At 52.7% G+C, this 24,410-nt stretch carries 22 protein-coding genes; 2 read left to right on the top strand and 20 right to left on the bottom strand.

Annotated features, from left to right (window positions below; translation table 11 throughout):
* Positions 1-27: 27 nt before the first annotated feature.
* The 13 genes from malQ to NQ534_RS13020 form a co-directional block, all read right to left on the bottom strand.
* Positions 28-1,512 carry a 4-alpha-glucanotransferase gene (gene malQ / locus NQ534_RS13080; protein ID WP_040785188.1) on the bottom strand — a complete coding sequence of 495 codons (1,485 nt, stop codon included), beginning with the start codon at positions 1,510-1,512 and terminating at the stop codon, positions 28-30.
* Between the two features lie 81 nt (positions 1,513-1,593).
* Complete coding sequence (locus NQ534_RS13075) at positions 1,594-2,259, bottom strand: methionine ABC transporter permease (RefSeq protein WP_006864139.1); 666 nt, start codon at positions 2,257-2,259, stop codon at positions 1,594-1,596.
* On the bottom strand, positions 2,249-3,259 hold the full coding sequence (locus NQ534_RS13070) for a methionine ABC transporter ATP-binding protein (protein ID WP_040785220.1): 1,011 nt from the start codon (positions 3,257-3,259) through the stop codon (positions 2,249-2,251). The genes NQ534_RS13075 and NQ534_RS13070 overlap by 11 nt, the downstream gene beginning before the upstream one ends.
* 183 nt (positions 3,260-3,442) lie before the next feature.
* Entirely contained in the window at positions 3,443-4,339 is an 897-nt protein-coding gene (locus NQ534_RS13065) for a MetQ/NlpA family ABC transporter substrate-binding protein (RefSeq protein ID WP_040785185.1), read from the bottom strand.
* Between the two features lie 72 nt (positions 4,340-4,411).
* A complete protein-coding gene (locus NQ534_RS13060; protein WP_006864136.1) occupies positions 4,412-5,341 on the bottom strand; it encodes a GNAT family N-acetyltransferase in 930 nt (309 codons plus the stop codon).
* Positions 5,335-5,853 (bottom strand): peptidylprolyl isomerase, encoded by a 519-nt coding sequence (locus tag NQ534_RS13055; protein ID WP_006864135.1) that lies wholly within the window; start codon positions 5,851-5,853, stop codon positions 5,335-5,337. The genes NQ534_RS13060 and NQ534_RS13055 overlap by 7 nt, the downstream gene beginning before the upstream one ends.
* Before the next feature lie 84 nt (positions 5,854-5,937).
* Positions 5,938-7,416, bottom strand: a complete 1,479-nt coding sequence (locus NQ534_RS13050; RefSeq protein WP_006864134.1) for an ATP-binding cassette domain-containing protein — start codon at positions 7,414-7,416, stop codon at positions 5,938-5,940.
* Positions 7,413-8,465 carry a sensor histidine kinase gene (locus NQ534_RS13045; RefSeq protein WP_006864133.1) on the bottom strand — a complete coding sequence of 351 codons (1,053 nt, stop codon included), beginning with the start codon at positions 8,463-8,465 and terminating at the stop codon, positions 7,413-7,415. Before NQ534_RS13045 ends, NQ534_RS13050 begins: the two co-directional genes overlap by 4 nt.
* Before the next feature lie 14 nt (positions 8,466-8,479).
* Positions 8,480-10,069, bottom strand: a complete 1,590-nt coding sequence (locus tag NQ534_RS13040; RefSeq protein WP_006864132.1) for a response regulator transcription factor — start codon at positions 10,067-10,069, stop codon at positions 8,480-8,482.
* A 127-nt stretch (positions 10,070-10,196) separates the two neighbouring features.
* Positions 10,197-11,150, bottom strand: a complete 954-nt coding sequence (locus tag NQ534_RS13035) for an ABC transporter substrate-binding protein (RefSeq protein ID WP_006864131.1) — start codon at positions 11,148-11,150, stop codon at positions 10,197-10,199.
* A gap of 69 nt (positions 11,151-11,219) precedes the next feature.
* Positions 11,220-12,236, bottom strand: a complete 1,017-nt coding sequence (locus tag NQ534_RS13030) for an ABC transporter permease (RefSeq protein ID WP_006864130.1) — start codon at positions 12,234-12,236, stop codon at positions 11,220-11,222.
* Positions 12,237-12,252: 16 nt separating this feature from the next.
* Complete coding sequence (locus NQ534_RS13025) at positions 12,253-13,764, bottom strand: sugar ABC transporter ATP-binding protein (protein ID WP_040785182.1); 1,512 nt, start codon at positions 13,762-13,764, stop codon at positions 12,253-12,255.
* Positions 13,765-14,068: 304 nt separating this feature from the next.
* The gene (locus tag NQ534_RS13020; protein ID WP_006864127.1) at positions 14,069-14,587 is read right to left on the bottom strand and encodes a type III toxin-antitoxin system ToxN/AbiQ family toxin; all 519 of its coding nucleotides are present in this window, start codon (positions 14,585-14,587) and stop codon (positions 14,069-14,071) included.
* 406 nt (positions 14,588-14,993) lie between these two features.
* On the opposite strand from NQ534_RS13020, the gene NQ534_RS13015 reads away from it, so the two are divergent.
* Positions 14,994-15,821, top strand: coding sequence for a mechanosensitive ion channel family protein (locus NQ534_RS13015; RefSeq protein ID WP_006864124.1), 828 nt, complete (start codon positions 14,994-14,996; stop codon positions 15,819-15,821).
* Positions 15,822-15,914: 93 nt separating this feature from the next.
* Here NQ534_RS13015 and NQ534_RS13010 read toward each other — a convergent pair whose 3' ends face one another.
* From NQ534_RS13010 to NQ534_RS12995, 4 genes are all read right to left on the bottom strand, one after another.
* Complete coding sequence (locus NQ534_RS13010) at positions 15,915-17,063, bottom strand: aldo/keto reductase (protein WP_006864123.1); 1,149 nt, start codon at positions 17,061-17,063, stop codon at positions 15,915-15,917.
* Between the two features lie 59 nt (positions 17,064-17,122).
* Entirely contained in the window at positions 17,123-17,686 is a 564-nt protein-coding gene (locus tag NQ534_RS13005) for an IbrB-like domain-containing protein (protein ID WP_006864122.1), read from the bottom strand.
* Complete coding sequence (locus NQ534_RS13000) at positions 17,676-19,007, bottom strand: phosphoadenosine phosphosulfate reductase (protein ID WP_006864121.1); 1,332 nt, start codon at positions 19,005-19,007, stop codon at positions 17,676-17,678. The genes NQ534_RS13005 and NQ534_RS13000 overlap by 11 nt, the downstream gene beginning before the upstream one ends.
* 211 nt (positions 19,008-19,218) lie before the next feature.
* The gene (locus NQ534_RS12995; protein ID WP_040785209.1) at positions 19,219-19,755 is read right to left on the bottom strand and encodes a phosphatase PAP2 family protein; all 537 of its coding nucleotides are present in this window, start codon (positions 19,753-19,755) and stop codon (positions 19,219-19,221) included.
* Between the two features lie 358 nt (positions 19,756-20,113).
* On the opposite strand from NQ534_RS12995, the gene glyA reads away from it, so the two are divergent.
* A complete protein-coding gene (gene glyA / locus NQ534_RS12990) occupies positions 20,114-21,352 on the top strand; it encodes a serine hydroxymethyltransferase (RefSeq protein ID WP_040785179.1) in 1,239 nt (412 codons plus the stop codon).
* A gap of 124 nt (positions 21,353-21,476) precedes the next feature.
* On the opposite strand, the gene NQ534_RS12985 is transcribed toward glyA, so the two are convergent.
* From NQ534_RS12985 to NQ534_RS12975, 3 genes are all read right to left on the bottom strand, one after another.
* Positions 21,477-21,881, bottom strand: a complete 405-nt coding sequence (locus NQ534_RS12985) for a hypothetical protein (RefSeq protein WP_050778378.1) — start codon at positions 21,879-21,881, stop codon at positions 21,477-21,479.
* A 229-nt stretch (positions 21,882-22,110) separates the two neighbouring features.
* Positions 22,111-23,451: a DUF362 domain-containing protein gene (locus NQ534_RS12980; RefSeq protein ID WP_040785176.1), complete on the bottom strand. Its 1,341-nt coding sequence runs from the start codon at positions 23,449-23,451 to the stop codon at positions 22,111-22,113.
* The gene (locus tag NQ534_RS12975; RefSeq protein WP_050778377.1) at positions 23,411-24,340 is read right to left on the bottom strand and encodes an RluA family pseudouridine synthase; all 930 of its coding nucleotides are present in this window, start codon (positions 24,338-24,340) and stop codon (positions 23,411-23,413) included. The genes NQ534_RS12980 and NQ534_RS12975 overlap by 41 nt, the downstream gene beginning before the upstream one ends.
* Positions 24,341-24,410 lie beyond the last annotated feature (70 nt).

Genomic DNA, 24,410 nt, shown 5'->3' with positions numbered 1-24,410 from the left:
GTCGGTGCCAGACGAGTATCGCCGGCATCATAACCTGCAGCTCAGTTTTGTTATGTGATAAATTTCCTTTGTCAGCGCTTTTGTGATATCGCCCTTTTTCAGACGCCACTTCCAGTTTTCCCCCAGCGTGGACGGAAAATTCATGCGCGCTTCTTTTCCCAGCCCCAGATAATCCTGCATCGGGATGATACAGGTATCTGCAACGCTCAGCATCGCAAGGCGGATGAAATCCCAGCGGACCTCCTCGCGCGGCGTGCGTTTATTGTTCATGTAATCCTGCACAAAGGCAAGCTCCTTGCCCTTCAGGCCGTCGTACCACTGCATCAGCGTCTCATTGTCGTGCGTACCGGTGTATACCACACAGTTTTTGTCGTAGTTGTGGGGCAGATGATCGCTGAGCCCGTCGGCATCAAACGCGAAGCCGAGCACCTTCATATTTGGATAGCCGCTGTCCTTCACCAGCTTACGCACGGAATCCGTCATGAGCCCAAGGTCCTCCGCAATGACGTCCTTTTTGCCCAGCTTCCTCTCCAGCGTGCGGAACAGATCCATGCCCGGTCCCTTCTCCCACTTGCCGCCGGTGGCGTCCTTGTCGCCGTATGGGATGGAAAAGTATTCGTCAAAGCCTCTGAAATGATCGATGCGCACTACGTCATAAAGCTCATAGCAGTGCTTCATGCGGCGCGTCCACCAGTCATATTCCTGGTTTTTGTGTACATCCCAGCGGTACAGCGGATTGCCCCAGAGCTGTCCCGTCTCGGAGAATGCATCGGGCGGACAGCCTGCCACTGCCTTCGGCTTGCCGGTCTCATCCATCTGAAACAGTCCCGGATGCGCCCACACATCAGCGCTGTCCAGCGCCACATAGATCGGAATATCCCCGATGATGCGGATGCCCTGCTCGTTGGCGTATTTTTTCAGTTTTTTCCAGTGCTGCATGAATTTATACTGAAGATACTCATAAAATTCGATCTCTTCCGCATATTCCCTGTAATAATAGTCCAGAGCATTTCCCCAGCGCAGACGGATATCCTCCGCCCATTCCAGCCAGGAAGCACCGTCAAAGCACTTTTTCACTGCCATGAATAATGCATAGTCTTTCAGCCATGATTGATTTTCATCCACAAATTTCAGGAAATCCGCGTCCTTGCCGATCTCACTGCGCTCATACGCCTTTCTCAGCAGCGCGAGACGTTTGTCGTAGAGCTGACCGTAATCGACATAGCCCGGCTCCTGCCCGCAGTCCGCCTTTCTGCATTCCGCTTTTGTAAGAACTCCCTCCTCAATCAGCGCCTCCAGATCGATAAAATAAGGATTTCCCGCAAACGTGGAAAACGACTGGTAGGGGGAATCCCCGTAGCTGGTCGGTCCCAGCGGCAGGATCTGCCAGTAGGTCTGCCCCGCCTCCACAAGAAAATCAATAAAATCATAGGCACTTTTCGAAAACATTCCAATCCCGTAGGGGGACGGGATACTGCTCACCGGCAGTAAAATTCCACTTGCTCTCTTCACTTTTTCTTCTCTCTTTCATATGTAGTTATGCCTGCACGGGCAGGCATGACAGTGTGCGGCACAGGCTTTTCCATGCTTCCTTTACTCCACCCGTCTGCGGTCGACTGCTCTTGAAATAGACATTCCGACCATCTGGAATACCTGCGCCAGCACGACCAGGAGCACAACTGTGATAAGAAGGATGTTCGGTCTCCAGCGGTTGTAGCCGTAACGGACGGCAATGTCTCCAAGTCCGCCGCCTCCGCAGGCGCCCGCCATCGCGGAGTATCCCAGGATCGTATTTGTGGCGATGGTAGCGTTGACGATCAGCGAGGTGCGCGCCTCTGTCAGCAGCACCTTGAAAATAATCGTCCAGGTGCTCGCGCCCATGCTCTGCGCCGCCTCGATCACACCGTGATCCACCTCTTTTAAGGATGATTCCACCATTCTTGCGATGTACGGTCCTGCTGCGATCGTCAGCGGAACGATGGTTGCCGTCGCTCCGTAGCTCTTTCCGAGCAGAAATCTTGTGAACGGCTGCACAAGGATCAGCAGGATCAGGAACGGGATGCTGCGGAAAATATTTGAGATCACATCCAGGACCTTATATACAGCCGCATTCGGGCGAATGCCGTCCCTGCCCGTGACCGTCAGTGCGATCCCCATCGGCAGTCCGATCAGATAGCCGAAAAATACGGAAGCCAGCACCATCCAGAGTGTTCCGCCGATTCCTTCAACAATCATCATAATTTCTTTTTCAGTCAACATAACCTTCCAGCTCCTCCACCGTTAATCTTGCGCTCTTTAAATATGCGATCATCTTGCGCCCAAGCTCCTCGTCCTCCGGAAGCTGCAGAACCATCTCGCCCTTTGCCACGCCGTCCAGGTCCCTTGTGTTGGCATAGAGAATATTCACCGGCGACTTAAACGCCAGCACCATATTACCGATCACCGGCTCGAAGGACGAATTTTCCGAGAATACAATGCGCACGCAGCGTTTGCCCTTCATCTCCGCTACCTTCTCATAGCCCTGGTAGATCAGGCGCTTCGCCTCGCGCGATTTCGGAGCGAGGAAAATTTCCTCCACTGTGCCGTGCTCCGCCAGATTTCCCTGATCGATGATAGCGACGTGCGTACAGATTTCCTGTACGACCGCCATCTCATGCGTGATGACAACGATCGTAATTCCGTACTTCTGATTGATCTCCTTCAAAAGCTGCAGAATAGATTTTGTAGTCTGCGGGTCGAGCGCGCTGGTCGCCTCGTCGCAGAGCAAAATCTTCGGATCAGAGGCGAGCACGCGGGCGATCGCCACACGCTGCTTCTGTCCGCCGGAAAGCTGCACCGGGTATGCCTTCGCCTTTTCCGCAAGACCGACGATTTCCAGATACTCCATCGCCTTTTTGCGCGCCTGCGCCCTGCTCATCCCGGCGATCTCCAGCGGAAAGCAGACATTATCAATGACGCTGCGCTGCATGAGCAGATTGAAATGCTGGAAGATCATTCCGATATCCTTGCGCGCCTCACGCAGTTCTTTTTCTGAGAGCTTTGCAAGATCTTTTCCATTTACCGTCACCGTCCCGGCTGTCGGACGCTCCAGGAAATTTAAACACCGCACAAGCGTGCTCTTTCCCGCGCCGGACATGCCGATGATGCCGTAAATGTCGCCTTTATAGATATCCAGGCTGACGTCCCGCAGAGCGTGAACGTCCATCTCCTTCAGCTTAAATTCTTTTTCCAGATGTTCGATTTTGATAATCGGTTCCATATGTTCCTCCATCCCTCTCCCCATGATACCGGATTGCTGCGCATTCCACAAATATGTTTGAGTATAGCGCAAAAACGGGGCTGATGCAAGATAGAATTCCTGCTCAGCCCCATAAATCATCTTCTGCCTGTTATGATAGCGTCGCCGCGTTACTGTTCACGTCGTTCACAGTAACATCGCTTCCTACTCAGCTTCTGTCTCAGTTTCTGCTTCCGCTGCCTCGGATGCTGCCTCGTCTGCCGCTGCCTGCGCATCCTCCGCCGCATCCGCCGCCTCGTCTTCAAACGGAATTACGGCGCCGTCAAAGGTCTCGTTGATGTAATCTTTGATTTCGTCAGATTTCAGCACCTCTACCAGAGCCTTGATGCCTTCGTTGTTTTCGTTGCCCTCTTTTACTGCGATAACATTTACATAGGTCTTTGCAGCCTCAGAATCAGAAGACTCATAAGCGATCGCATCCTTGCCTACGGAGAAACCTGCATCCAGCGCATAGTTGCCGTTCAGAACGACAAGCGCTGCCTCTGCGGTGTATTTGGAAACCTGCGCCGCCTCCAGCTCCAGGATCTCCAGATTCAGCGAATTCTCTTCGATATCATTTACGGTTGCGGTAAGACCTGCACCGTCTGCAAGTTTGATCAGACCGTTGTCCTGCAGGAGAAGAAGCGCTCTCGCCTCGTTGGTGGTATCATTCGGAACCGCGATCACATCGCCCTCCTCCAGCTCTTCGATGCTGGACTTTGTGCCCGGATAAATGCCGAACGGCTCATAGTGGATGCCGCCTGCGTTCACCAGAGAGGTGCCCTGCTCCTCATTGAAGCTCTCCAGATACGGAATGTGCTGGAAATAGTTTGCGTCCATTTCGCCGCTGTCCACAACAAGGTTCGGCTGTACGTAATCGGTGAATTCCACAACATCCAGCTTCCAGCCTTTTTCCTCAAGAAGCGGCGCCGCTGCCTCCAGGATCTGTGCGTGCGGTGTCGGGGATGCCGCTACCGTGATGGTTCCCTCTTCTGCTGCTGCCGGTGCCGCCAGAGCAAGTGTCAGAGTTGCCGCAAATGCGACTGCTGTCAGTTTTTTCATAATGTTATCCTCCTTTTTTGTTTTTCCTACTTTTTCAGTAGGAAATATATGATTTTTAATCATACACGTTTTTTACCGGTCTGTCAAGTCTATTGTGAAAAAATCCCATCGCTGTTCACAATCATCGGAATGGACAGTATAAGAATTTCCGGAAAACCCAAGACCGGCAGCCAGCTTCTGCGAAGCGGTATTGCCCGCCGACGTGTGCAGCTTTAACTGCGGAAGCTGCAGAACGTCCCGCGCATATGCAAGCACGGCGGCAGCGGCTTCTTTTGCATAACCGCGGCGGCGGAACCGCCGGGCAATCAGATACGCCATCTGCCATCCGCCCGTCTCATCATCCTCCACACCGATACGCCCGGCCACTGCGCCGGACTTTCGCTCGACGACCGTCCACAGACCGTACCCGCAGAGCGGATACTGATGCTTCACATAAGAATAAAAAATTTCCTCCGGGTTATCCGGAAACGGCGTGACATCCGGATTGTCCGCCTCTTCGCCGTACATGGAAAGAAACGCCGGCAGATCCTCCATCACCGACTCGCGGATCAGGAGGCGCTCCGTCTGCGCAATCGTCCACGGAAGTCCGTAGTGGCGCTGCCAGAGACGCATAAGCGCCTCATCACCAAGATGCCGGGCAACCTGCCCGCATATATCGTCCGTTCTCCAGCTCATACAAGTGCACACGTTGCCAGTCATTCCATTCAAATTAATGTCAGCGCCTGCATCCGTGCCGCCCTGTTCTGTCCTCGCTTCGCGCCGAGCATCGTCCGCCTCTGGCGGACACGATGGTTCCTCCATCAGAACCAGGTCGACGCCCCAGACGGATTCCCGCTGCCCTGCGCTCTCCAGAAAAATGCACGGAAGCTTTTTCTTCGCCAGGGCGCGCGCCGCCTCCGGCAGGCGCGTCACATAAACGGCGTGCTCCTCCATCCGGATGGGCACCGCAAGCGCCGCCCGGCACGCCTCTTCGTCTGCAATCTCCCGCAGGGAAATCAGCATTTCTCCGGTTCCGGATATTCCACGTCGAAGGTCTCCACCGTCACCGTTTTCATCTTCTGCTCGTCAAGCGGGCGGTCGCTGTAATCGGTGTCCTCCTCCGCAATGCGGTTTACCACGTCCATGCCCTCGATCACTTTTCCGAACGCCGCATAGGAACCGTCCAGATGCGGGGCCGCTTTATGCATAATGAAGAACTGGGAGCCCGCGGAGTTGGGGTTCATTGCGCGCGCCATTGAGAGCACGCCCTCCGTGTGCTTTAAATCATTCTGAAAATGATTTGCGGAAAACTCGCCCTTTATGCTGTATCCCGGACCGCCCATGCCGGTACCGTCCGGACAGCCGCCCTGAATCATAAAGCCATTGATGACGCGGTGGAAAATCAGCCCGTCGTAGAAGCCCTTCTTAATAAGACTGATAAAATTGTTTACGCTGTTCGGAGCCACTTCCGGATAAAGCTCTGCTTTTATCACGTCTCCGTTTTCCATAGTAATTGTTACAATCGGATTTGCCATTGTGATTTCTCCTTCAATTTCAGTTTTTGCAACTCTGGTATTATTATGTTTCCGTCTGCATAAAAAGTCAAGTTTTTTCCGCTTTTACTTCTTATAAAGATGAATCCACGGCGTAACGGACGAAATGGAGGCGAAATCCTGGCGCATGACCTCTTTTTCGCTGCCGTCCTCGTTCACCACCAGCAGGCGGTCCGCCAGCGAGAGGGAATCGGAGAGCATCATTGTGAGGATGACCACGGAGATACCTTTTGCCAGCAGAATTTCCAGCATTTTCCAGACAAACATGCGGTGCGGCAGGTCCGCCCCCTTAAAGGGCTGGACACAGAATACGATTCGCGGCTTCTGCAGCAGCACGCGCGTGTAGATCATCTGATATTTCTGCTTCTCGCTCAGCTCCTCCACCGACATGTCAAAGACCTCCTCCCCCAGTATGGGACCATACTCCCGCCGGATGCTGCTGCGGATTCCTCTGCCAAGCCAGATGAAGGGCATCCTGCCGGAAAGAGAGATACACAGATTTTCCATGTAGCTGAGTTTGGGAAACACCATGCTTTTTGTGGGCAGCTCCTGTATCACGGCAAGCTTTTCATTTCCGGAAAATTTTGCCGGTTTTCCCAGAAGATACAGCTCTCCCGCTTCCGGCTCCTTCTCCCCGGTGATCATCTGCACCAGCTCCTGGAAAATATGGTTTTCCTGAATCTGGATGACCAGACATTCGCCGCCGGAAACCACAAAGCCAAAGTCGCGGACGTATTCCCCGCACAGCCCGTCGGTGCGCAGAACCTCCGCGTGCCTCTCCCTGTCGTTCTGGCGGCTTTCCAGATGGCTGCGCACCATGCGGTCATACTCCGCCGGATACAGCCGCAGAATCTCATCCGCCATTTCCTCCCTGCGCACAATTTTCTGGATACGCCCGTTGGAAAGCATGGCGGAACGGTCGCATATCATGACGACCTCCTCAAAATGCGGGCAGATATAGAGAAAAGAAAAGCCCTGCGCAGCGTAATGGCGCAGAATCTCGTGCAGCTTTTTCATTTCCTCGAAGCTGATCAGCGTGCCGATATCGTTCAGCACAATCAGGCGGTGTCCCATGACGACCGCCCGCAAAAGCTCAACCACCACCCGCTCAAATTCCGACAGCGTCTCCACGCGGGCGTCCGCGGAAATATCGATACCGATATCCGCAAAAAAGGGCGCAAGCTGCCTGCCCAGCAGCTTTGTGCGCACGATTTCCTGTCCGAAGCTCTGCCGCAGTACAAAGATGTTGTCCAGCACCGTCATATTTTCCACAAGGCGGCTTTTTCCCTCGATGATGCTGATGCGGTTGGTCTGCTTTTTCGATTCCTTCCAGGAATTGATCTTTTCCCCGCCGTAATAAATGTAGCCGTCATAGAGCGGAAGATTGTTCTGCAGAAGCTTTAAAAACGCCGTCATCCCGTGCGCGTTGACCGGTATCATCCCCATGATCTCCCCGCGGTAAATCTGGAGGTTAAAGTCCTCCAGCAGCATAATCTCCTGTTCCAGATAAGTCACCCGCTCCATCCGGAATATTTCCTGCTTCATCCTAACACATCCCGGTTTCTGATTTCCCGGTCGCTCGTCACAATCGGGAGTGTAATCTCCACATCCGTCCCGCTTTGCGGAACAGAGTAGACATGTATGCCGTATTCATCGCCGAAAATCAGATGAATGCGGTTGTTCACATTCACCAGCGCGATGCCGCCCTGCTTTTCCTCCTCCTGCGAGGCAAGCGGTCCGGCGCTCTTTCCCAGCTTGCGGTTCAGCTTCGTAAGCGTCTCCTCATCCATGCCGACCCCGTCGTCGGAAATGCGGATCAAAAGCCGGTCCTGCGTGCGCGCAAAGCAGATATACAGATTGCCCGTGCCGATTTTCAGCTCCGTCCCGTGAATGATGCTGTTCTCCAGAATCGGCTGCAGCGTCAGCTTCGGGATACGGCAGTTCATGATCTCCGACCACTCCTCCGGCTCATACTCGATATGAAGCTGCAGCCGGTCCCCGAAGCGGTACTTCTGGATTCCGAAATACGTCTCGCAGTTGTCCAGCTCCTCCTCCACCGAGACAAGATTTTCCACCTTGGTAATCGTATAGCGGAAAAACTTCGCCAGCGCCTCCGTCATATCGGCGACGCTGTCCAGCCCGGCAATCAGTGCTTCCCCGCGGATGCTCTCCAGCGTGTTGTAGAGAAAATGCGGGTTAATCTGATTCTGCAGCGCCAGATACTGTGCCTGCCGCTTATTAAGGTCCATAAACTGCGGGGAGCGGGCGCTCTGCTCTATCAGTGAAAGCTGGGAATGCATGACCGGCGTGAGCGCGGCGTCGTCGAAATCCTTCGCGTCCGAAAACGGATACCCCTCCGCCAGACGCTGCAGCATCCTCTCACAGCGGCGGTACGGCAGAACGATCCACACCCAGGATACCGCCAGCGCCGCCGCCAGCGCACACAGCAGCAGAACCGTCGGCAGAGGGGACGGATTTTCCTTCCACATCAGATATAGCTGCACCGCCGCCAGCGCCGCCGCGACCGCGGCATAGACCAGCGCAACACAGACCACGCGGCTGGAAATATATTTCAGTTTTCCCGGCTGTTTCATATCGCTTATCTCCTCTATCCGTAAAGCTTCCGGTAGGTTGCCGGCTTCACGCCGACCATTTTCTCAAAGGTGTGCGTGAAATGCTTGATATCATTGTAGCCCACCTGCCGGCAGATTTCCGCCACCGGCGTATTTGTCTCGCGCAGAAGGCTCTTTGCCTGCTCCATCCGCACCTGTATCAGATATTTTGCAAAGCCGCCGCCCTCTGTCTTTTTAAAGAGCGTGCTGAAATAAGCGGTGCTTAAGCCCACCGCACTGCTCACCTCTTCCAGCGTAATCGGCTCGCTGTAATGGTTCTGGATATATTCTTTGGCAATGCGGATGGGACGGACGGTGTCATTTTCCCGCTTTCTGAGCATCGCTTCGATTTCCTGCCGCTGGAAATCCTGCAGACAGGCAAACAGCTCCTCCATATTCCGGCACTGTCCGCAGCGCTGACGGAATTTTTCCATTTTCTGCGAGCGCTCCTGCATCTGCACATGCGCGGAAAAAATATCGCAGGCGGAGGATACCAGCTCCGCGATCTCGCAGCCGCGCACATCCTTCGTCCCGCGGACCTCCGCCTTCAAAAGCTCTGCCGCCGCGTCCGCCCGCTCCACACTCAGCAGCTCCACCGCCTGCGTGATCTCCCGCAGATAGCGCTCCATCACATTGCTGCTCTTCAGCGCGGACGGTCCGCCCATGTGCTCCAGCACTCTGCCGGTGCCCTTGACGATTCGCTCCTGCATCAGCTCTGCAGCCTCCTTCATTGAAGCTGCAAGCTGTTCCGGCTGCCGGACAGCTCTGCCCAGCGACATGGAAAAGGAAGCGGAGCCGAACAGGCTTTTCTGCATTTCAATCTGACTGAGACAGTCCTTCAGCGCACGCCGTATCTCCTCCTGGCGCGCCTTTTCATAATTCAGGATGCCCAGACACCAGAAACCGCGCACGCCCAGCAGGAAGCCCGCGCATTTTTCCTTCAGCACCCGCTCCAGTATCTCGCGCGCCTTTCCAAGCAGCACCGCCGTCTGTCCCTCTCCCGGCTCCTGCAGCCCGCAGTCCAGCTTCAGGCAGAACGCCTGGAAAAGTCCGGGCTGTACCTGCATTCCATAGATTTCCTGCAGCGTCTGCGCGGAAAGCTCCGTGTCCTTCTGCAAAAACAATGCCTCCAGCAGCTCCTCCCGCAGGCGGCGCACATCCAGCTCCGCCTTGCGCTTCAGCTCCTGCCGGTCCTGCTCGGACGCCTGCCGCTGCAGTATACGGTCCCGCAGCTTTTCCAGCGTCGCCGTCAGCTCCGCTTTGCTTATCGGTTTCAGCAGATAATCGCCCACGCCGAATTTTATCGCCTGCTGCGCATATTCAAAATGCGCATAGCCGCTGATAATGATGATTTCCAGCTGCTCTGCGCTCTTTTTTACCTTTTCGATAAGCTCCAGACCGCTGCACCCCGGCATACGGATGTCGGTAATGAGAATGTCCGGGCAGGTCTTCTCTACCATTTCACAGGCTTCCAGACCATTGTGCGCCGTGCCGACGACCTCCATAGACAGCGCCCGCCAGTCGGCAAGCGCCTCAATCAGACGGCATATCCGCTCCTCATCATCTGCAATTACTACCTTTAACATGTTTTTTTCCTCACGCTTTTTACTATTTTCATGATACCATGAAGCCGGCTGCTTTACAAGTTTTGTATGCAGAAAACCGCCGGTGGTCAGCCGGCGGTCCCCTCTAACAGACCTGTCTGCATTTTATTTACTCTGTTGCTGCCTCTGTGGTCTCTTCCGCTGCATCGCCCGTCTCTATGGTCTCTGCTGTCAGAACGGATACGCCCGTGTCTGTAACCTCGCCGCCGAGAGATTCGCCGCCGATTGCCGCAACTGCCGCTTTAACGCCTTCGTAACCCATTACATCCGGGTTCTGCGCCATTGTAGCCAGCAGATAGCCGTCCTGGATAAGATTCAGGATAGCGTCGGATTTATCGAAGCCTACGCCAACGATATCGGTATTGCCGGAAGCCTTGATTGCGTTGCCTGCGCCGGTCGTGGAACCTTCGTTGCATCCGAAGATGCCAACAACGCCCTGTGTGATATAGTTCTCAGCGATGCTCTGGGATTTCGCCGCGTCGCCTTCGCCGTACTGTGTTTCCATCAGCTCGAACTCTGTGCCTTCAAATGCTGCGCGGAAACCTTCCTCACGGTTTACGCAGGAATCCGTCGCCGCATTTACATTGATGATACCGATCTTGCCGGAGGTAACACCCTTTTCCTCCAGGGCTTTGAGCATTTCCTCGCCTGCCGTCTGACCTGCCGCCTTGTTGTCGGTGGAGAAGGTCGCCTCTGCCTCTACGTTTGCCGGAGAGTCAACATAAACAATCTTAACGCCTGCGCCCGCCGCCTCTGTGAGTGCGGAAGAAATCGCATCCGGACCGTTTGCCGCCACGAGGATTGCCTGGTAGCCGCCTGCAACCGCGTTGTTTACGCACTCAATCTGCTGGGAATCATCCTTGGTATTCGGGGACATGAAATCAACCGTTACGCCGAGTTCTTCTGCCGCTTTCTGCGCGCCCTCGTTCATGGTGATCCAGTGCTGGTCGATGGAATCCATCGTAATCAGTGCAATTTTCTCTCCCTCTGCGGAAGCGCCCATTCCAAGCGCCGTAACAGCCAGCATTGATGCAGTAAGTGCCGCCAACATTCTTCTCTTCATTTTAAAATCCTCCTTAAATAAATGTTTTTTTATTTCCTATCCGCAGTATCTGCGGTCTAGTTCTGTTTCTCAGCCTTTTTTCTTTTTGCCGAACTGCCCGCTTCTGACAACAACATCCAGAAGCACCGCGCCGACTACGATGATACCGATTACAAGCCGCTGGATGCCGACCTGTGCGCCAATCATGTTCAGTCCGTTTTCCAGTGTCTGCCATACAGCCGCGCCCGCCAGAGTTCCGAGCAGGATTCCGGTGCCGCCCAGCGGTGATACGCCGCCGATAACGCCTGCCGCAACGCCGTACATTTCATACATGTTGCCCGCTTCCATATTTCCCATGCCCGCCTGTGCGCAGAGAATCAATCCCACCAGACAGGAGCACACGGAGCTTACCAGATACGCCTTGGTGGTCGTTCCCACCACGTTTACGCCGGAGAGCTTTGCCGCATCGATATTGGAACCGATCGCGTAAATATGGCGTCCGGTTCTTGTCTTTGAAAGAATAAAGAAGAACAGGATAAATACCAGGATGGCAATCCAGAAGGTATTGTATACGCCCAGTGTCTTTCCGTAGTAAAAGAAATTCTGGAATTTGTCCGCCGCTTCCTTGCCGATGCCGGTCGCGATTGCGTCAGTATTGCGGTTGCTGTTTACCATGTAGGCAACGCCTCTGGTAACAAACATGGTTCCCAGTGTGGCGATAAACGGCGGCAGCTTAAACTTTCCTACCAGATAGCCGTTGACAACGCCGGTTGCCAGACACGCCAGCAGAGCCACCAGAATGGCAAAAAGCGGATGTACCCCGTGCGTCATCAGAGTCGCGGAAATCATGGCGCTCATGCCGACCATCGAACCGATGGAAAGGTCAATGTTTCCGGTAATCAGAATGTAACTCTGCGCGATACCTATCAGCAGATATTTCGACATGGAGCGGAGCAGGTTTAAAATGTTCTGCCCGGAAAACACCGCCGGATTTATCAGACCAAATGCTATGTAAATAATAATCAGACCGGCGAACGCTGTCAGCGCGGCGCCCATGCCCCGGATGCCCAGAAGCTTTTTCAGCGGGCTTTGATTTTTGTTATTCATGTTTTTTCTCCTCCCATCAATTACTGCCGATTTTCTTATTTTCAAAGGTCGTTGCCATCGTCAGAATTTCGTTCTGCGTCGTCTCCTTCGCCATCACCTCGCCGGTGATCCTGCCGTCGCACATGACGATGATGCGGTCGGCGATTCCCATGACTTCCGGCATTTCCGAGGATACAAACATAACGGCGATGCCCTGTTTTTTGAGCTGGTTCATCAGATTGTAAATCTCGACCTTCGCGCCGACGTCGATGCCTCTGGTCGGCTCGTCAAAGATGACCACCCTGGAATCCCGCGCAAGCCATTTCCCGACTACCACCTTCTGCTGGTTTCCGCCGGAGAGATTTCCGGAATCGATTTCCACATTCGGCGTCTTGATCTTCAGGTCCTGCACGGCTTTTTCACAGAGCGCTTCTTCCTTGCTGCTGCTGATAATGCCGAGCTTATTGCATACCCAGTCCAGATTCGGGAGCGACAGATTCTGACGGATGCTGAGCTTTGTGCAGAGCCCGTCTTTTTTGCGGTCCTCCGGCGCCAGCACCACGCCGTTTTTAATCGCGTCCATCGGACAGTTGATTTTTACCTGTTTGCCGTCCACGTAAATCTCACCGCTCTCTTTGGAGTCTACCCCGAAGATGGCGCGCGTCGTCTCGGTTCTGCCTGCGCCCATCAGCCCGGCAAAGCCGACGATTTCCCCCTCATAGACGGAGAAGTTAATGTCCCGGACCATCTTTCCGGCATTGAGGTTTTTGACCTCGAATACTTTCTTTCCCTTCTTGCACTCCACACGCGGGAATTTTTCTTTTATCTCGCGTCCGACCATGTTCGCGATAATCTGGTCCATCGTCATGTCGGCAAAGTTTCCGCTCGTAATATACTGCCCGTCGCGCATAATCGTCACACGGTCCACGATGTGCGCCAGTTCCTCCAGGCGGTGCGATATGTATACGATTCCGTGTCCCTCCGCTTTCAGCTTGCGGATGATGCGGAACAGATCTTCTATCTCTCTTGCCGTCAGCGCGGAGGTCGGCTCGTCCATAATCAGTATTTTGGCATTTACGGAAAGCGCTTTGGCGATCTCGACCATCTGCTGCTTGGATACCGGCAGGTCGCCGACCGTCTGCCGCGGGTCGATGTTGATTTTTAAATCGTCGAGAATCCGTTTCGCTTCCTCTTCCATTTTTGCATTATCCAGCGAGAACTTTCCCCGCAGCTCCCGTCCAAGAAACATGTTCTCCGTAACGGACAGGTGACGGCACATATTCAGCTCCTGGTGAATAATTGCCACGCCCGCCTGCTGCGCCTGCTTTGGCGTCAGGTCTCCATACTCCTTCCCGAAGATTTCCATCGTGCCGCCGTCTCTCGTATAGACACCGCTTAAAATCTTCATCAGAGTGGATTTTCCCGCGCCATTTTCTCCAAGAAGCGCCATGACCTCGCCGGAGCGCAGCTCAAAATTCACCGAATCGAGCGCCTTCACCCCCGGAAATGTCTTGGTAATATTTTTCATGGAGACAATGACTTCATTCATTCCGTCGTCCTCCTTTACCGGTTGGCAAGTTGCACAGCTCTCCGGCATTTCCGGGGTGCTGTGTGTGCGTTTTCTTTTTTATGATTCTATTATACCATTATCTGATTGTACAAAAAGAGGGGTAGATTTTTGTTTTAGAGGGGGTTTTTTATGCATATTGCATTCCATCGTCTTCCGAATTTCAGATGTGTGCAGAAAAGAGAAATCCGGAAGCACAACATGCCATTTACTTCAGATATGTTTTCAGCATTTCGCCGGTGCATCCGGCAATTTCATTAATGATATTTTCACATGAAAATATCCACTAACTTTTCTTTTTTAAAATCATTTCTAATTTCAAAAAATCGCAGCATCTTCGTTTCAACAGACCATTTGCTTTACCGGAAATAATCATTTCGTAAAGTCTGTTTGCCCTGCGAATAATTGCCTCTTGATTTTTCTGACACCAGGAAAGCTGTTTCGCAGCCAGTTTCTTATAATGAAGCGCACCCGCATCATCATAGGGAAACGGTTTAATGTTTAAAGGTCTGATAAAACGCTCCTGAACCGGAATCATATTATTAAAATTCAATACCCCGATTAATTTATCTCCATCATAGATTTTCATAAAATCAACATCATTTTTCATCGAAGCATGTTTCGGTTTCGGGGAGCTGAGAGGTACACAGTATTGTTCTGTTCCACAAATTATTATAATACCTACAAACGGTCGTTTTTCTTTTGATATCTGTGGAGATACAGACATAACGTGATTATCCGCTTTTGATAAATCCCTAATATACTTCATATCAATTAAATACAAATTCAAACGGTTTTGCTTCATAATATATCTCCTGTTTATTTAAAAAGGCTATTGCGGCGGAGATTTACCAACCTCCATCGCAACAGCCCCAGATAGTTTCCACTTACGGTAGGACTCACCGCTTTTATCGGTTCCACTCACAGTAGGACTCACTGCTTTTATCGGTTCCACTTAATGGTAGGACTCACCGCTTTTTACAGAAATGCGGTACCATCGTATTTCTGTATGATAAACAGATACCAAAAATATTTTATATCTGTCATTTATAGTATATAAAAAAACATATACGATGTCAAGACTAACAAAAACATGATTTTTGCTGTAACCCACTTGTCTTTCACAGGCTCATCCTGTAAAATGAAACCATTGTATTTCAATCCGAAGCTGTCCGCGGCGGGCAGGCTTCGCAGAAAGGAGTCTACATATTATGAATACATTTTTCAATAATCTGTCCGGGCAGGCGGTCGATATTGTCTGCCGCATTTTATTTGCGCTGGTCGTGTTTTTTGTCGGCAGACTGCTGGTGCAGAAGCTCATAAAAATGTTCGCCAGGGGCGCGTTTCTCTCCCGCATGGACGGCGCAGTGAAAAGCTTTATCCAGAGCTTTGTGCATTTCGGACTTTATTTTCTGCTCGCCGTCATCATCGTCAACATTCTCGGTGTGCCGATGTCCTCTATCTCCGCGCTGATTGCCTCCGCCGGAGTGGCTGTCGGTCTCGCCATGCAGGGCGGTCTTTCAAACCTGGCAGGCGGCATTATGCTGATTATTTTCAAGCCGTTTAAACTGGGGGATTATATCGAAACCTGCGGCATTACCGGGACCGCCAAAGAAATCAACCTGTTCTACACTATTATCGTGACGCCGGACAACAAACGTATCACGGTGCCGAACGGAAATCTGATGAACGCTACCATTATTGATTATTCTGCGGAAAATCTGCGGCGCGCAGAGGTGGTCTTTACCTGTGCAAGAGGGGAAAGCCCTGCCGAAGTGCAGGAGATTATGCTAAAAGCCATGAATAGAATCGAAAAAATCCTGCCGTCGCCGGAGCCTCCATTTGCCCGGATGACCGGCAGCACCGGCGATGCACTGGAATTTACCGTGCGCGCATGGTGCGCCAACGCTGACTACCTGGATGTCCTCTATGATTTAAACCAGTATATCACAGAAGATATGCAGAAAGCCGGTATCCAGTCGCCCGCCGTGCGTATCGCCGGGGACGCCGGAAACCAGTACCGGGAAGTAAAAGCGTGATTCCCGAATGTCGGAAACCTGTGCCGTGAAGCAAAAGCCTAACTCCCGGATACCGGGCAGACCACAGACCGCCCGGCGCCGGCGGCACAGGCATCACTGTCCGAACAGTTCTTTTGCCGCGCTCATGTTTTCCATGATGGAAACCTCAAACGGGCAGCGGCTCTCGCAGGCGCCGCACTGAATGCACTCTCCTGCATGGTGCGGCAGCAGCGCATAATGTTCTCTCACCGTCTCCGGAACCTCTTTCTGCGCCCTCGCAAGATTTAAAAACTTCGTGACAGAAGCCACGTCAATCTGCTTCGGACATGGCGCGCAGTGACTGCAGTACATGCAGTGCCCCTTCCAGCTTATGTTCGGAAAAGAGGCAAACGCAGGCGCGTAATCCTTCTCTTCCTCTGAAGCCGTTTCGTAGGCAATGCTCTGTCTCAACTGCTCTTCTGTGTGCGCCCCCGCCAGCACAGTCGCAACCGCCGGACGGGTGAGCGCATAGTGCAGGCACTGATACACCGTCAGAGCTTTGCCCGCCGGAGAGAGCTTCTCATCCAGTAAATCCCCGCCGCCGAACGCTTTCATCACAGTGATGCCGACGCCGAGCCGCTGACATGTCTCATATAATTCCTGGCGCTGCGCGTCCATATTTACCAGCGGCGCCTCATAATTTTTCTCCGCCCACAGCTCCTCCACATCCTCGCTTGCGGGCTGCAGATCGTAGCATGGATTCACGCTGAACATCAGCACCTCTATCAGACCGCTTTTTACTGCTTCCAGCGCTACCTGCGGATTGTGGCTGCTCATGCCGATGTGACGGATGCGCCCTTCCTTTTTCAGTTCTGTCACATATTGCAGAACACCGCCGTCCACGACCCGCTTCCAGTCATCCATCGCATCCACATAATGAATCATACCGATATCTATGTAATCCGTCTGCAGCTGTGAAAGCATTTCTTCAAATCCCGCCTTCACCTCCGCCAGATTCCTCGTCCGCTTATACTGTCCGTTTTTCCATACAGAACAGACATGCGACTGAATAATAAACTTTTCTCTTCTGCCCTGCAGCGCCCTGCCGACGCTTGCGCGGACCTCCGGATTCGACGTGTAAAGATCGAAATAATTCACGCCGTTCTCCTCTGCGATATCAAAGAAGCGCCCGGTATTGCGGCAGCCGTCCTCCCCGAAGCCCTCGCATCCCATACCAATCTCGCTCACCCGCAGACCGGTTTTTCCAAGTTCCCGATAATTCATATACCCTTTCTCCTTTCCCGATGTTCTCACGGCATCATAAATACTATAACATCCGGAGTTCACTCCAGGTCAAGCACTTCCTCCGCTTCTTCTTCCTCTCCCTCGTCGTCCTCCGCCGGACGCCATGCCTGCCCGAATTTCACATCCTTAAACAGCGCCGCCAGACCCGTAATCTGCTTCAGGCGCAGAATTTCATCACGGTCCATGCCCAGATGCTTGGAGATCCAGGCATCCGAACGTCCCAGGTCATGCAGCTCCTTTACGATATTGCTCATCAAATCCACGTCATGGCTTCCGCGCGCACGGTTGTGGCGGATGGTGCTCGCCATTCGCTGGTCGAGCGGCTTATCAATCACCGAAACCGGCAGCATCCCCTTTTCCCGCTCATAAATATCCGGATACTCCAGCATAATGCGGTAGCGGTGAAACCCGTCCACAATAATATAGGTATCGGTTGTTTTATTATAATAACATACTATCGGCATCGTATAGCCGTCCGCTTTCACGCTCTCATAAAGCAGCTTCATTTCCGGAGGAGCCACTTTATTCGGGTTGTAGGTATTCGGTTTGATTTTTTCCACCGGGACGGCAATTACATGATATACCGGACTTTTACGCTCCATCTTCCATATCCTCCAGACTCTTATATTTTTCGCGGATCATATCCACCCGCCGCTGCTGCTCGCGCGTCATCCCGAAGCCCATAAAACGACAGGTATGATCGTTTTTCAGAATGCAGTAGCACATCCGCTTCCAGCTCGGAATGTCCTTGGTCGATTTAATATCGTCCGTATCGTCCGGGATTGTGCCGACAAACACAACGCGCGTTTTTTTCTTGAGGGTATAATTCGAGACGCCGTTCCTGCGGATTTTATATCCGTGGTCAAGCAGCTCCTGGATAGTTTCCTCGTCCATTCCGCCGCCCGTCTTATGCCAGAACTGAATAGACGTATTAAACTTTTTGACGTAATTGTTCCGCAGCCTCGCCGGCAGCGTATCCAGCAGAAACAATGTGTACGAGCGCCACGTGTGCCCTTTGGGCAGCGTGATGTTGCGGTACCCCATCGCCTTGGTCCTGCCATAAATGCTGGCAAAATTCGCCCCGCGCACCCTGCCGACCAGCTTTGTCCATATTTCCGGGTCAATCACCCGGTACAGATTCAGGGAATCCTTCGAATAGTCGTTGAACGGCGATGCCACACGCATCTGCGAAACCTTCAGCCCCGCCATATAATAAAGGTCATATAGATGGTTGTATTCATAATTAAAGAGATAATTTGCATGCCAGATGTCCTCTGAGGACCAGTCGTACAGGGGCGATGCGCACCAGACATCCTTAAAGGTCTGGCTGATCCAGCACTGTCCCTTATAACCGTACTTTTTATTCAGGAATCCGCTGTATCGCTGCAGGGATTCATCCGCCCGCATTCCCAGAAGACACACCGTCTTTTTGTTGCTGTGCGACAGGCGGTACCAGCGCCCGAACTGCTTGGCAAGGTCCTCCTGGTGCATCCGGTAGCGGTAAGTCGTCATCGGATTATTATCCAGATTAATCACATATTCCTTTTGCGGCATCGGGCGCACCCAGAGATTTTTTTTCGTGTCATCCCACGGATACCAGTACATTTCGTAGCTGCTCAGAGCCGTGCGCGTCGCCATCGGCAGACATACCCAGTACGGCTCCACCTCGTCCTTGATGCGCTCAAAGGTCTTTTCCACATACTCAGACGTTACCGTGTACTGTGCCTCAAAATCCTGATGAAAAACGCCGATTTTCTTTTCCGGATAATATTTCCTTTGAAAATCGAGCGTCATGTTCAGCAGCAGACCACTGTCCTTTCCTCCGGAAAATGACACATAAATATTATCAAATTCCTCGAAAATCAGACGCAGGCGCTCCTGGAATTCCTCATAAACATTATGTTCCATGTATTCGCGTACCATATCGTCACCCCAAAAAAATTACCAAAATTTACCAGTTTTCAAAGTAACATTGATACTAATTTAACACATGCGACGACTTTATTCAACAAAAATCGCAAAGAAAAGGCCTGTGGCATCATCATACCACAGGTCTTTCTATTCACCGGTCATGTCCTGCCGCCGGTGCAAAAATGTCACATTCTGCATCCCGCGCAAAAAAACGCGCTGCGTTCTACTCCAGATATTTCTGCGCCGCCGGATGCTTCTGTATCTGGCTCTTTACAAGTCTGCTGGTGAAATAGCCGACTATCAGTCCAATCAGAATGCCCGCCGCCACATCGGTGGGAAAATGTACGTACAGATACAGTCTGGAAAAAGAGATAAGGGCGGCAAAAATAAACGCCGCGATTCCCCATTTTTTATGGTTCTGGTATATCGCCATCGCGGACACAAAGGAAGCCTGCGAGTGCCCGGACGGGAATGAATAGTCGCGCGGGGTCGAGACAAGAAGCTGCACAGTGTCGTTAATCCAGCACGGACGCTCCCGCGCCACCAGCGGCTTAATCGTCACATTGGTGATCAGCGCCCCCACGATCAGTCCGGCGAGCATACAGATGCCGCATTTGCGCGTTCTGCGGAAGAACAAAAGGAAAATGCCGAGCATAATCCAGAAATCCCTGCCAAACCAGGTAACTGTTGTAAAAAAATCATCCAGAAGCGGCGTGTGCAGCTTCTGAAGCGCATCCAGAAAAGAAAATTCCCAGGTCATAAAATCCTCCGTTTTCGTATCAGGGTGGTTTCCAGTGTCCTGCGCCCGCTTTTGAGCACGCTCACGCGAGTTCAGACCTTTATCCCCTGGCATCATTATATCCATCTTTGTCACATACTGCAACAAAAATCCCACCGCAAAGCAATTTTAAATAGATTTCTCATGTAACGGGGCGGTCCGGCCGTGCTGCCACTCACAATGTTTTTCTCACGCGGATATTTGTCTTTTTCTGATTGACACGTCGGAAATTTATGATATAATGAGCCATGAGATTTTGATTTTAAAAGAAAAGAGCATGAAAAATCAATGTCCGGTCCGTTTGCCGGGCAGCTCACTTACATTCAGGAGGAAAAAACTTATGTATTCTTTTGAAGAAATCCAGACAGTGGACAGCGAAATCGCTTCTGCCATCCGGCAGGAAATCGACCGTCAGAACTCCCACATTGAACTGATTGCTTCGGAAAACTGGGTGAGCAAGGCCGTTATGGCGGCAATGGGAAGCCCGCTCACCAATAAATATGCGGAGGGCTACCCTGGAAAACGTTACTACGGCGGCTGCGAATGTGTAGACGTCGTGGAAGAGCTTGCCAAAAAGCGCGCCTGCGAGCTGTTTGGCTGCGAATATGTCAATGTACAGCCGCATTCCGGCGCACAGGCTAACATGGCTGTCTTTTTCGCCATGCTGAAGCCGGGCGACACCGTTATGGGCATGAACCTGGCACACGGCGGACATCTTTCCCACGGAAGCCCCGCCAATTTTTCCGGCGCCTATTTTAACATTGTACCTTACGGCGTCAACGACGAGGGCGTAATTGATTACGAGGAAGTCCGCAGAATCGCCCTGGAGGCGAAACCGAAGCTGATCGTGGCAGGCGCAAGCGCTTATGCCCGCATCATTGATTTCAAGCGTTTCCGCGAAATCGCCGACGAGGTTGGCGCATATCTGATGGTAGATATCGCGCACATTGCCGGACTGGTTGCCGCCGGCGTGCATCCGAGCCCGATTCCGTATGCGCATGTCACCACGACTACCACGCACAAGACGCTGCGCGGTCCGCGGGGCGGCATGATCATGAGCAGCAACGAAGTGGCAAAGCAGTTTAACTTCAACAAAGCAGTATTCCCCGGCATCCAGGGCGGTCCGCTGATGCATGTTATCGCGGCAAAGGCAGTGTGCTTTAAAGAGGCTCTGCAGCCGGAATATAAGGTATATCAGGAAAATATCGTGAAAAATGCCAAAGCGCTCTGCGCCGGTCTTATGAACCGCGGCATCAATATCGTATCCGGCGGTACGGACAATCATCTGATGCTCGTCGATCTGCGCGGCACCGGCATCACCGGAAAGGCGATGGAAAAGCTGCTGGATGACGCAAACATCACCTGCAACAAAAATGCCGTTCCGAACGACCCGGAATCTCCGTTCGTTACCAGCGGCGTCCGCCTCGGTACTGCGGCAGTCACCTCCCGCGGCATGAATGAGCAGGATATGGACAAGATTGCCGAAGCAATTTCTCTGATGGTAAAGAGCGCCGATAACAAGGCGGCGGCAATGGCGATCGTCAAAGAGCTGACCGATAAATATCCGCTGAATGCATAGTCCGGAAACTACTCCGTCATGCGGCAAAAATCAGAAACAAATGCGCATAATTCTGAATGATATAATTAAAACCCCGGATGGCTGACTGCCTCCGGGGTCTTTTTCCGGGCGGATGAACCGCCTCCTACGACCTGGTAATGAATTTTTCGCCGCAGTGCGGACAGGTGACTTCGATTTTTCCTTTGCCGCGCGGTACGCGCATTTTTTTACTGCACTTTTTGCATTTGAGATATTTGTGTGTTTTGTGCAGTCCGAGGCGCACCTTCAGGCTCTGAAGCTTAAAGCGCAGCCGTTCTCTCTGCGCGAGGTAGCGCTGGTTCTCCGCCTGCCGCGCGCCCAGATTTCTGGAAAATACGCGGAAATACGAATATATCAGCAGCGCAAACGCAATCAGCGACAAAATAAAACTGTTCAGCAGCGTACTGATAATCAGAAGAATCAAGGACGTCCATATCAGAACTGAACCCATCTCATCTATACCATTCCTGCCCTGCATAAACTGGTAAAGCTTATCCTTTAACCCTTTCAAAAAAGCTCCCTCCAAACTCCGGCGAATCATACCGTTTTTTCCTGAATCACAACACCAAGTATAAGCTTTTCGCCGACAAAGCGCAATCAACTGTTTCTAAAATATTCTAAAGATTCTATAAATCAAAAGCCGCCTCCGCACCCCGCCCTGCCGTGCACAGAATCTGCCTCAGGGCTGCTCAGGCACCGGCTTTATCTGCGTCTGTCCAAGAGCTGCTCAAGCACCGGCTTTATCTGCGTCTGCCCGCCGTTATCGCGTGCCTGGGGCACATTTCCTGGCAGCAATAGCAGCGGATGCACTTTTTATAATCGTACACCGGCGGCTCTTTCCTGCCGTTTTTAAAGTTTACCGCTTTGCCCGGCACCGGACAATGCTCCACACAGACACCGCACCGGATACAGAGCTTTTTGTCAATCCGCGGCCGCCTTGCCAGCGACGTCATAAAATCCGAGTAACGCACAAAGGCAGTCCGCTTCGTCCCTCTGCGTTCCACCTTAAACTGCCGGTTTCCAAATTCTTCCCGCAGCGCTGCGCCGTTTAAACGCCGGAAAGAAACGCTCTCGCCGCTCTGCTTTTCATCTGCCGTATTCATCCCGGCTTCTGCCGCGCCGCTCTCCTTTTCGTCTGCCGTACTCATCCCGGTTTCTGCCGCGCCGCTCTCCTTTTCGTCTGCCGTACTCTTCCCGGCTTCTGCCGCACCGTTCTCCTTTTCGTCTGCCGTATTCATCCCGGTTTCTGCCGCCGGAGTTATCAGCTCAATCCGGCTTCTGTGATAGGTTCCGATTTCCATCGCCTCACCCTGCGTGTTGGTCGGCACCAGCTCCGGGTCCAGACAGACCATCGTGCAGAACACACTGTCGAGTGCTACCGGGTCCTTTGAGAACAGAAGCACATTCATCGGCACCGGGTCGCCCGAACCCGGTCCGTTGCCCTCCATAGCAACGATGCCGTCCATGATATGGAGCCGCGGCTTCACACAGCGGTGAATATCGGCAAGCATCCGCGCAAATATGCTGGCATTTGGATATTTCACATGTCCCGCCGCCTTGCGGTAGCCGCAAATCAGTCCGTATACATTTTTCACGGCTCCTGTCACCCGCTCCAGCGCATGCGTTTTCATTTTGGAAAGACTGATAATGGCATCCGCCTCCGTCACTTCCTTTGCAAAGTAAAATTCCTGCGCCGTCATTCCCTCCGGAAAGGGCGTGCATACCTCCTCCGACATATCCGCCAGCACAGCGCCAAAGGTATTTTCCGGCGTCAGTCCAATCTTTTGGGCCGCGCCCGCACAGGAACCGTGTCCCGGTGAATCACCATATTTCACGTTTTCGCAGCCCGCCTCGGACAAAATGCGCAGCATCGCCTTTATCACCGCCGGATGTGTCGTCACCGCCTTTTCCGGCGCCGCGGCGGAGAGAAAGTTCGGCTTTACCAGAATCTTCTCCTGCGGCGATACAAATTCCCCGATACCGCCCAGCAGCTCAATCCCGGTGCGCATCGCGTGATATACTTTTTCCTCATCGTAGGAATCACATGGAACAATGACAACTCTTGAGCGTTTCTTCTCCATCTTCTTCTCTCCCTTCCCACAGCCCCTGCCAGGGCGGCTGCGATGTAAACTCCATCCTCTCTCCCGTGATTGGATGCCGGAATGCCAGGTAATGCGAGTGCAGTGCCTGGTGATCCATCAGCCGGTAATCGGGATTATACAGAAAATCTCCCGTCAGAGGATGCCCGATATATTTCATGTGTACGCGAATCTGGTGCGTGCGTCCCGTCTCCAGCTTCAGACGCACCAGCGAATACCCGTCCCGGTATTCCAGCGTACGATAATGTGTGACAGCGCGCTCTCCGCGCTGAAAATCCACGCAGCGCTCCAGCACAGAGCCCTCCACCCTGGCGATTGGAGCATCTACCGTCCCTTCTGCTTCTGTTTTTCCCGTAACGATTGCCAGATATTCACGGTGGATTTCCCGGCGCTTTCCCATTTCCGCCAGAAACGCGCCGCTGAGCATGTTTTTGGCGACGAGTAAAAGCCCGGTGGTATCCCGGTCCAGCCGCGTAATGCAGCGGTAAACAAACGCTTCGCCGCGGCTTTCGTAATAATACGCAAGACCATTTGCCAGCGTGTTATCAAAATTATGGATGGACGGATGAACTGGCATATCGGCAGGCTTGTCGATCACCAGAAGGTCCTCGTCCTCATAAACGATGTCCAGCTTCATCGGAACCGGAACAATATTTTCCGAGGAGCGCTCTTCCAGAAATGTTACCGTCAGCACATCGCCAAAATGAAGCCGTTCAGACAGCCATATCCGGCTGCCGTTCCGGCAGATGCCGCCCTCCGTCTGCTTCAGATGCGTCAGAATATGGCGCGAAAAGCCCTTCGCCCGTAAAAATGCGGCGGCGCTCTCTCCCTCCCATTCCTTCTCAATCTGATAATTCAGTATCCGTTTCATGCATTTCTCCATCTGGCTGTTTTCCGTCCTGCGGCTCCATTTTTCTCCGGCTGCATACTCCGTCCTGCGG

It is taken from the genome of Marvinbryantia formatexigens DSM 14469 (assembly GCF_025148285.1).
GTDB lineage: Bacteria > Bacillota > Clostridia > Lachnospirales > Lachnospiraceae > Marvinbryantia > Marvinbryantia formatexigens.
Note: the sequence above shows the minus strand (reverse complement) of the source record. Positions and strands in the feature narration are given on the sequence as shown.

Excerpts from the sequence above, each read along its gene's own strand:
- NQ534_RS13070 (WP_040785220.1), bottom strand. The coding sequence starts at position 3,259 with ATGGAACCGATTATCAAAATCGAACATCTGGAAAAAGAATTTAAGCTG.
- NQ534_RS13050 (WP_006864134.1), bottom strand. The coding sequence starts at position 7,416 with ATGAAGCAGGAAATATTCCGGATGGAGCGGGTGACTTATCTGGAACAG.
- NQ534_RS13000 (WP_006864121.1), bottom strand. The coding sequence starts at position 19,007 with ATGGTACGCGAATACATGGAACATAATGTTTATGAGGAATTCCAGGAG.
- NQ534_RS13065 (WP_040785185.1), bottom strand. The coding sequence starts at position 4,339 with ATGAAAAAACTGACAGCAGTCGCATTTGCGGCAACTCTGACACTTGCT.
- glyA (WP_040785179.1), top strand. The coding sequence starts at position 20,114 with ATGTATTCTTTTGAAGAAATCCAGACAGTGGACAGCGAAATCGCTTCT.
- NQ534_RS12980 (WP_040785176.1), bottom strand. The coding sequence starts at position 23,451 with ATGGAGAAGAAACGCTCAAGAGTTGTCATTGTTCCATGTGATTCCTAC.
- NQ534_RS13045 (WP_006864133.1), bottom strand. The coding sequence starts at position 8,465 with ATGAAACAGCCGGGAAAACTGAAATATATTTCCAGCCGCGTGGTCTGT.
- NQ534_RS13040 (WP_006864132.1), bottom strand. The coding sequence starts at position 10,069 with ATGTTAAAGGTAGTAATTGCAGATGATGAGGAGCGGATATGCCGTCTG.
- NQ534_RS13060 (WP_006864136.1), bottom strand. The coding sequence starts at position 5,341 with ATGCTGATTTCCCTGCGGGAGATTGCAGACGAAGAGGCGTGCCGGGCG.
- NQ534_RS13075 (WP_006864139.1), bottom strand. The coding sequence starts at position 2,259 with ATGTTGACTGAAAAAGAAATTATGATGATTGTTGAAGGAATCGGCGGA.
- NQ534_RS13005 (WP_006864122.1), bottom strand. The coding sequence starts at position 17,686 with ATGGAGCGTAAAAGTCCGGTATATCATGTAATTGCCGTCCCGGTGGAA.
- NQ534_RS13035 (WP_006864131.1), bottom strand. The coding sequence starts at position 11,150 with ATGAAGAGAAGAATGTTGGCGGCACTTACTGCATCAATGCTGGCTGTT.
- NQ534_RS13030 (WP_006864130.1), bottom strand. The coding sequence starts at position 12,236 with ATGAATAACAAAAATCAAAGCCCGCTGAAAAAGCTTCTGGGCATCCGG.
- NQ534_RS13020 (WP_006864127.1), bottom strand. The coding sequence starts at position 14,587 with ATGAAGCAAAACCGTTTGAATTTGTATTTAATTGATATGAAGTATATT.
- NQ534_RS13015 (WP_006864124.1), top strand. The coding sequence starts at position 14,994 with ATGAATACATTTTTCAATAATCTGTCCGGGCAGGCGGTCGATATTGTC.
- NQ534_RS13010 (WP_006864123.1), bottom strand. The coding sequence starts at position 17,063 with ATGAATTATCGGGAACTTGGAAAAACCGGTCTGCGGGTGAGCGAGATT.
- NQ534_RS13055 (WP_006864135.1), bottom strand. The coding sequence starts at position 5,853 with ATGGCAAATCCGATTGTAACAATTACTATGGAAAACGGAGACGTGATA.
- NQ534_RS13025 (WP_040785182.1), bottom strand. The coding sequence starts at position 13,764 with ATGAATGAAGTCATTGTCTCCATGAAAAATATTACCAAGACATTTCCG.
- NQ534_RS12975 (WP_050778377.1), bottom strand. The coding sequence starts at position 24,340 with ATGAAACGGATACTGAATTATCAGATTGAGAAGGAATGGGAGGGAGAG.
- NQ534_RS12995 (WP_040785209.1), bottom strand. The coding sequence starts at position 19,755 with ATGACCTGGGAATTTTCTTTTCTGGATGCGCTTCAGAAGCTGCACACG.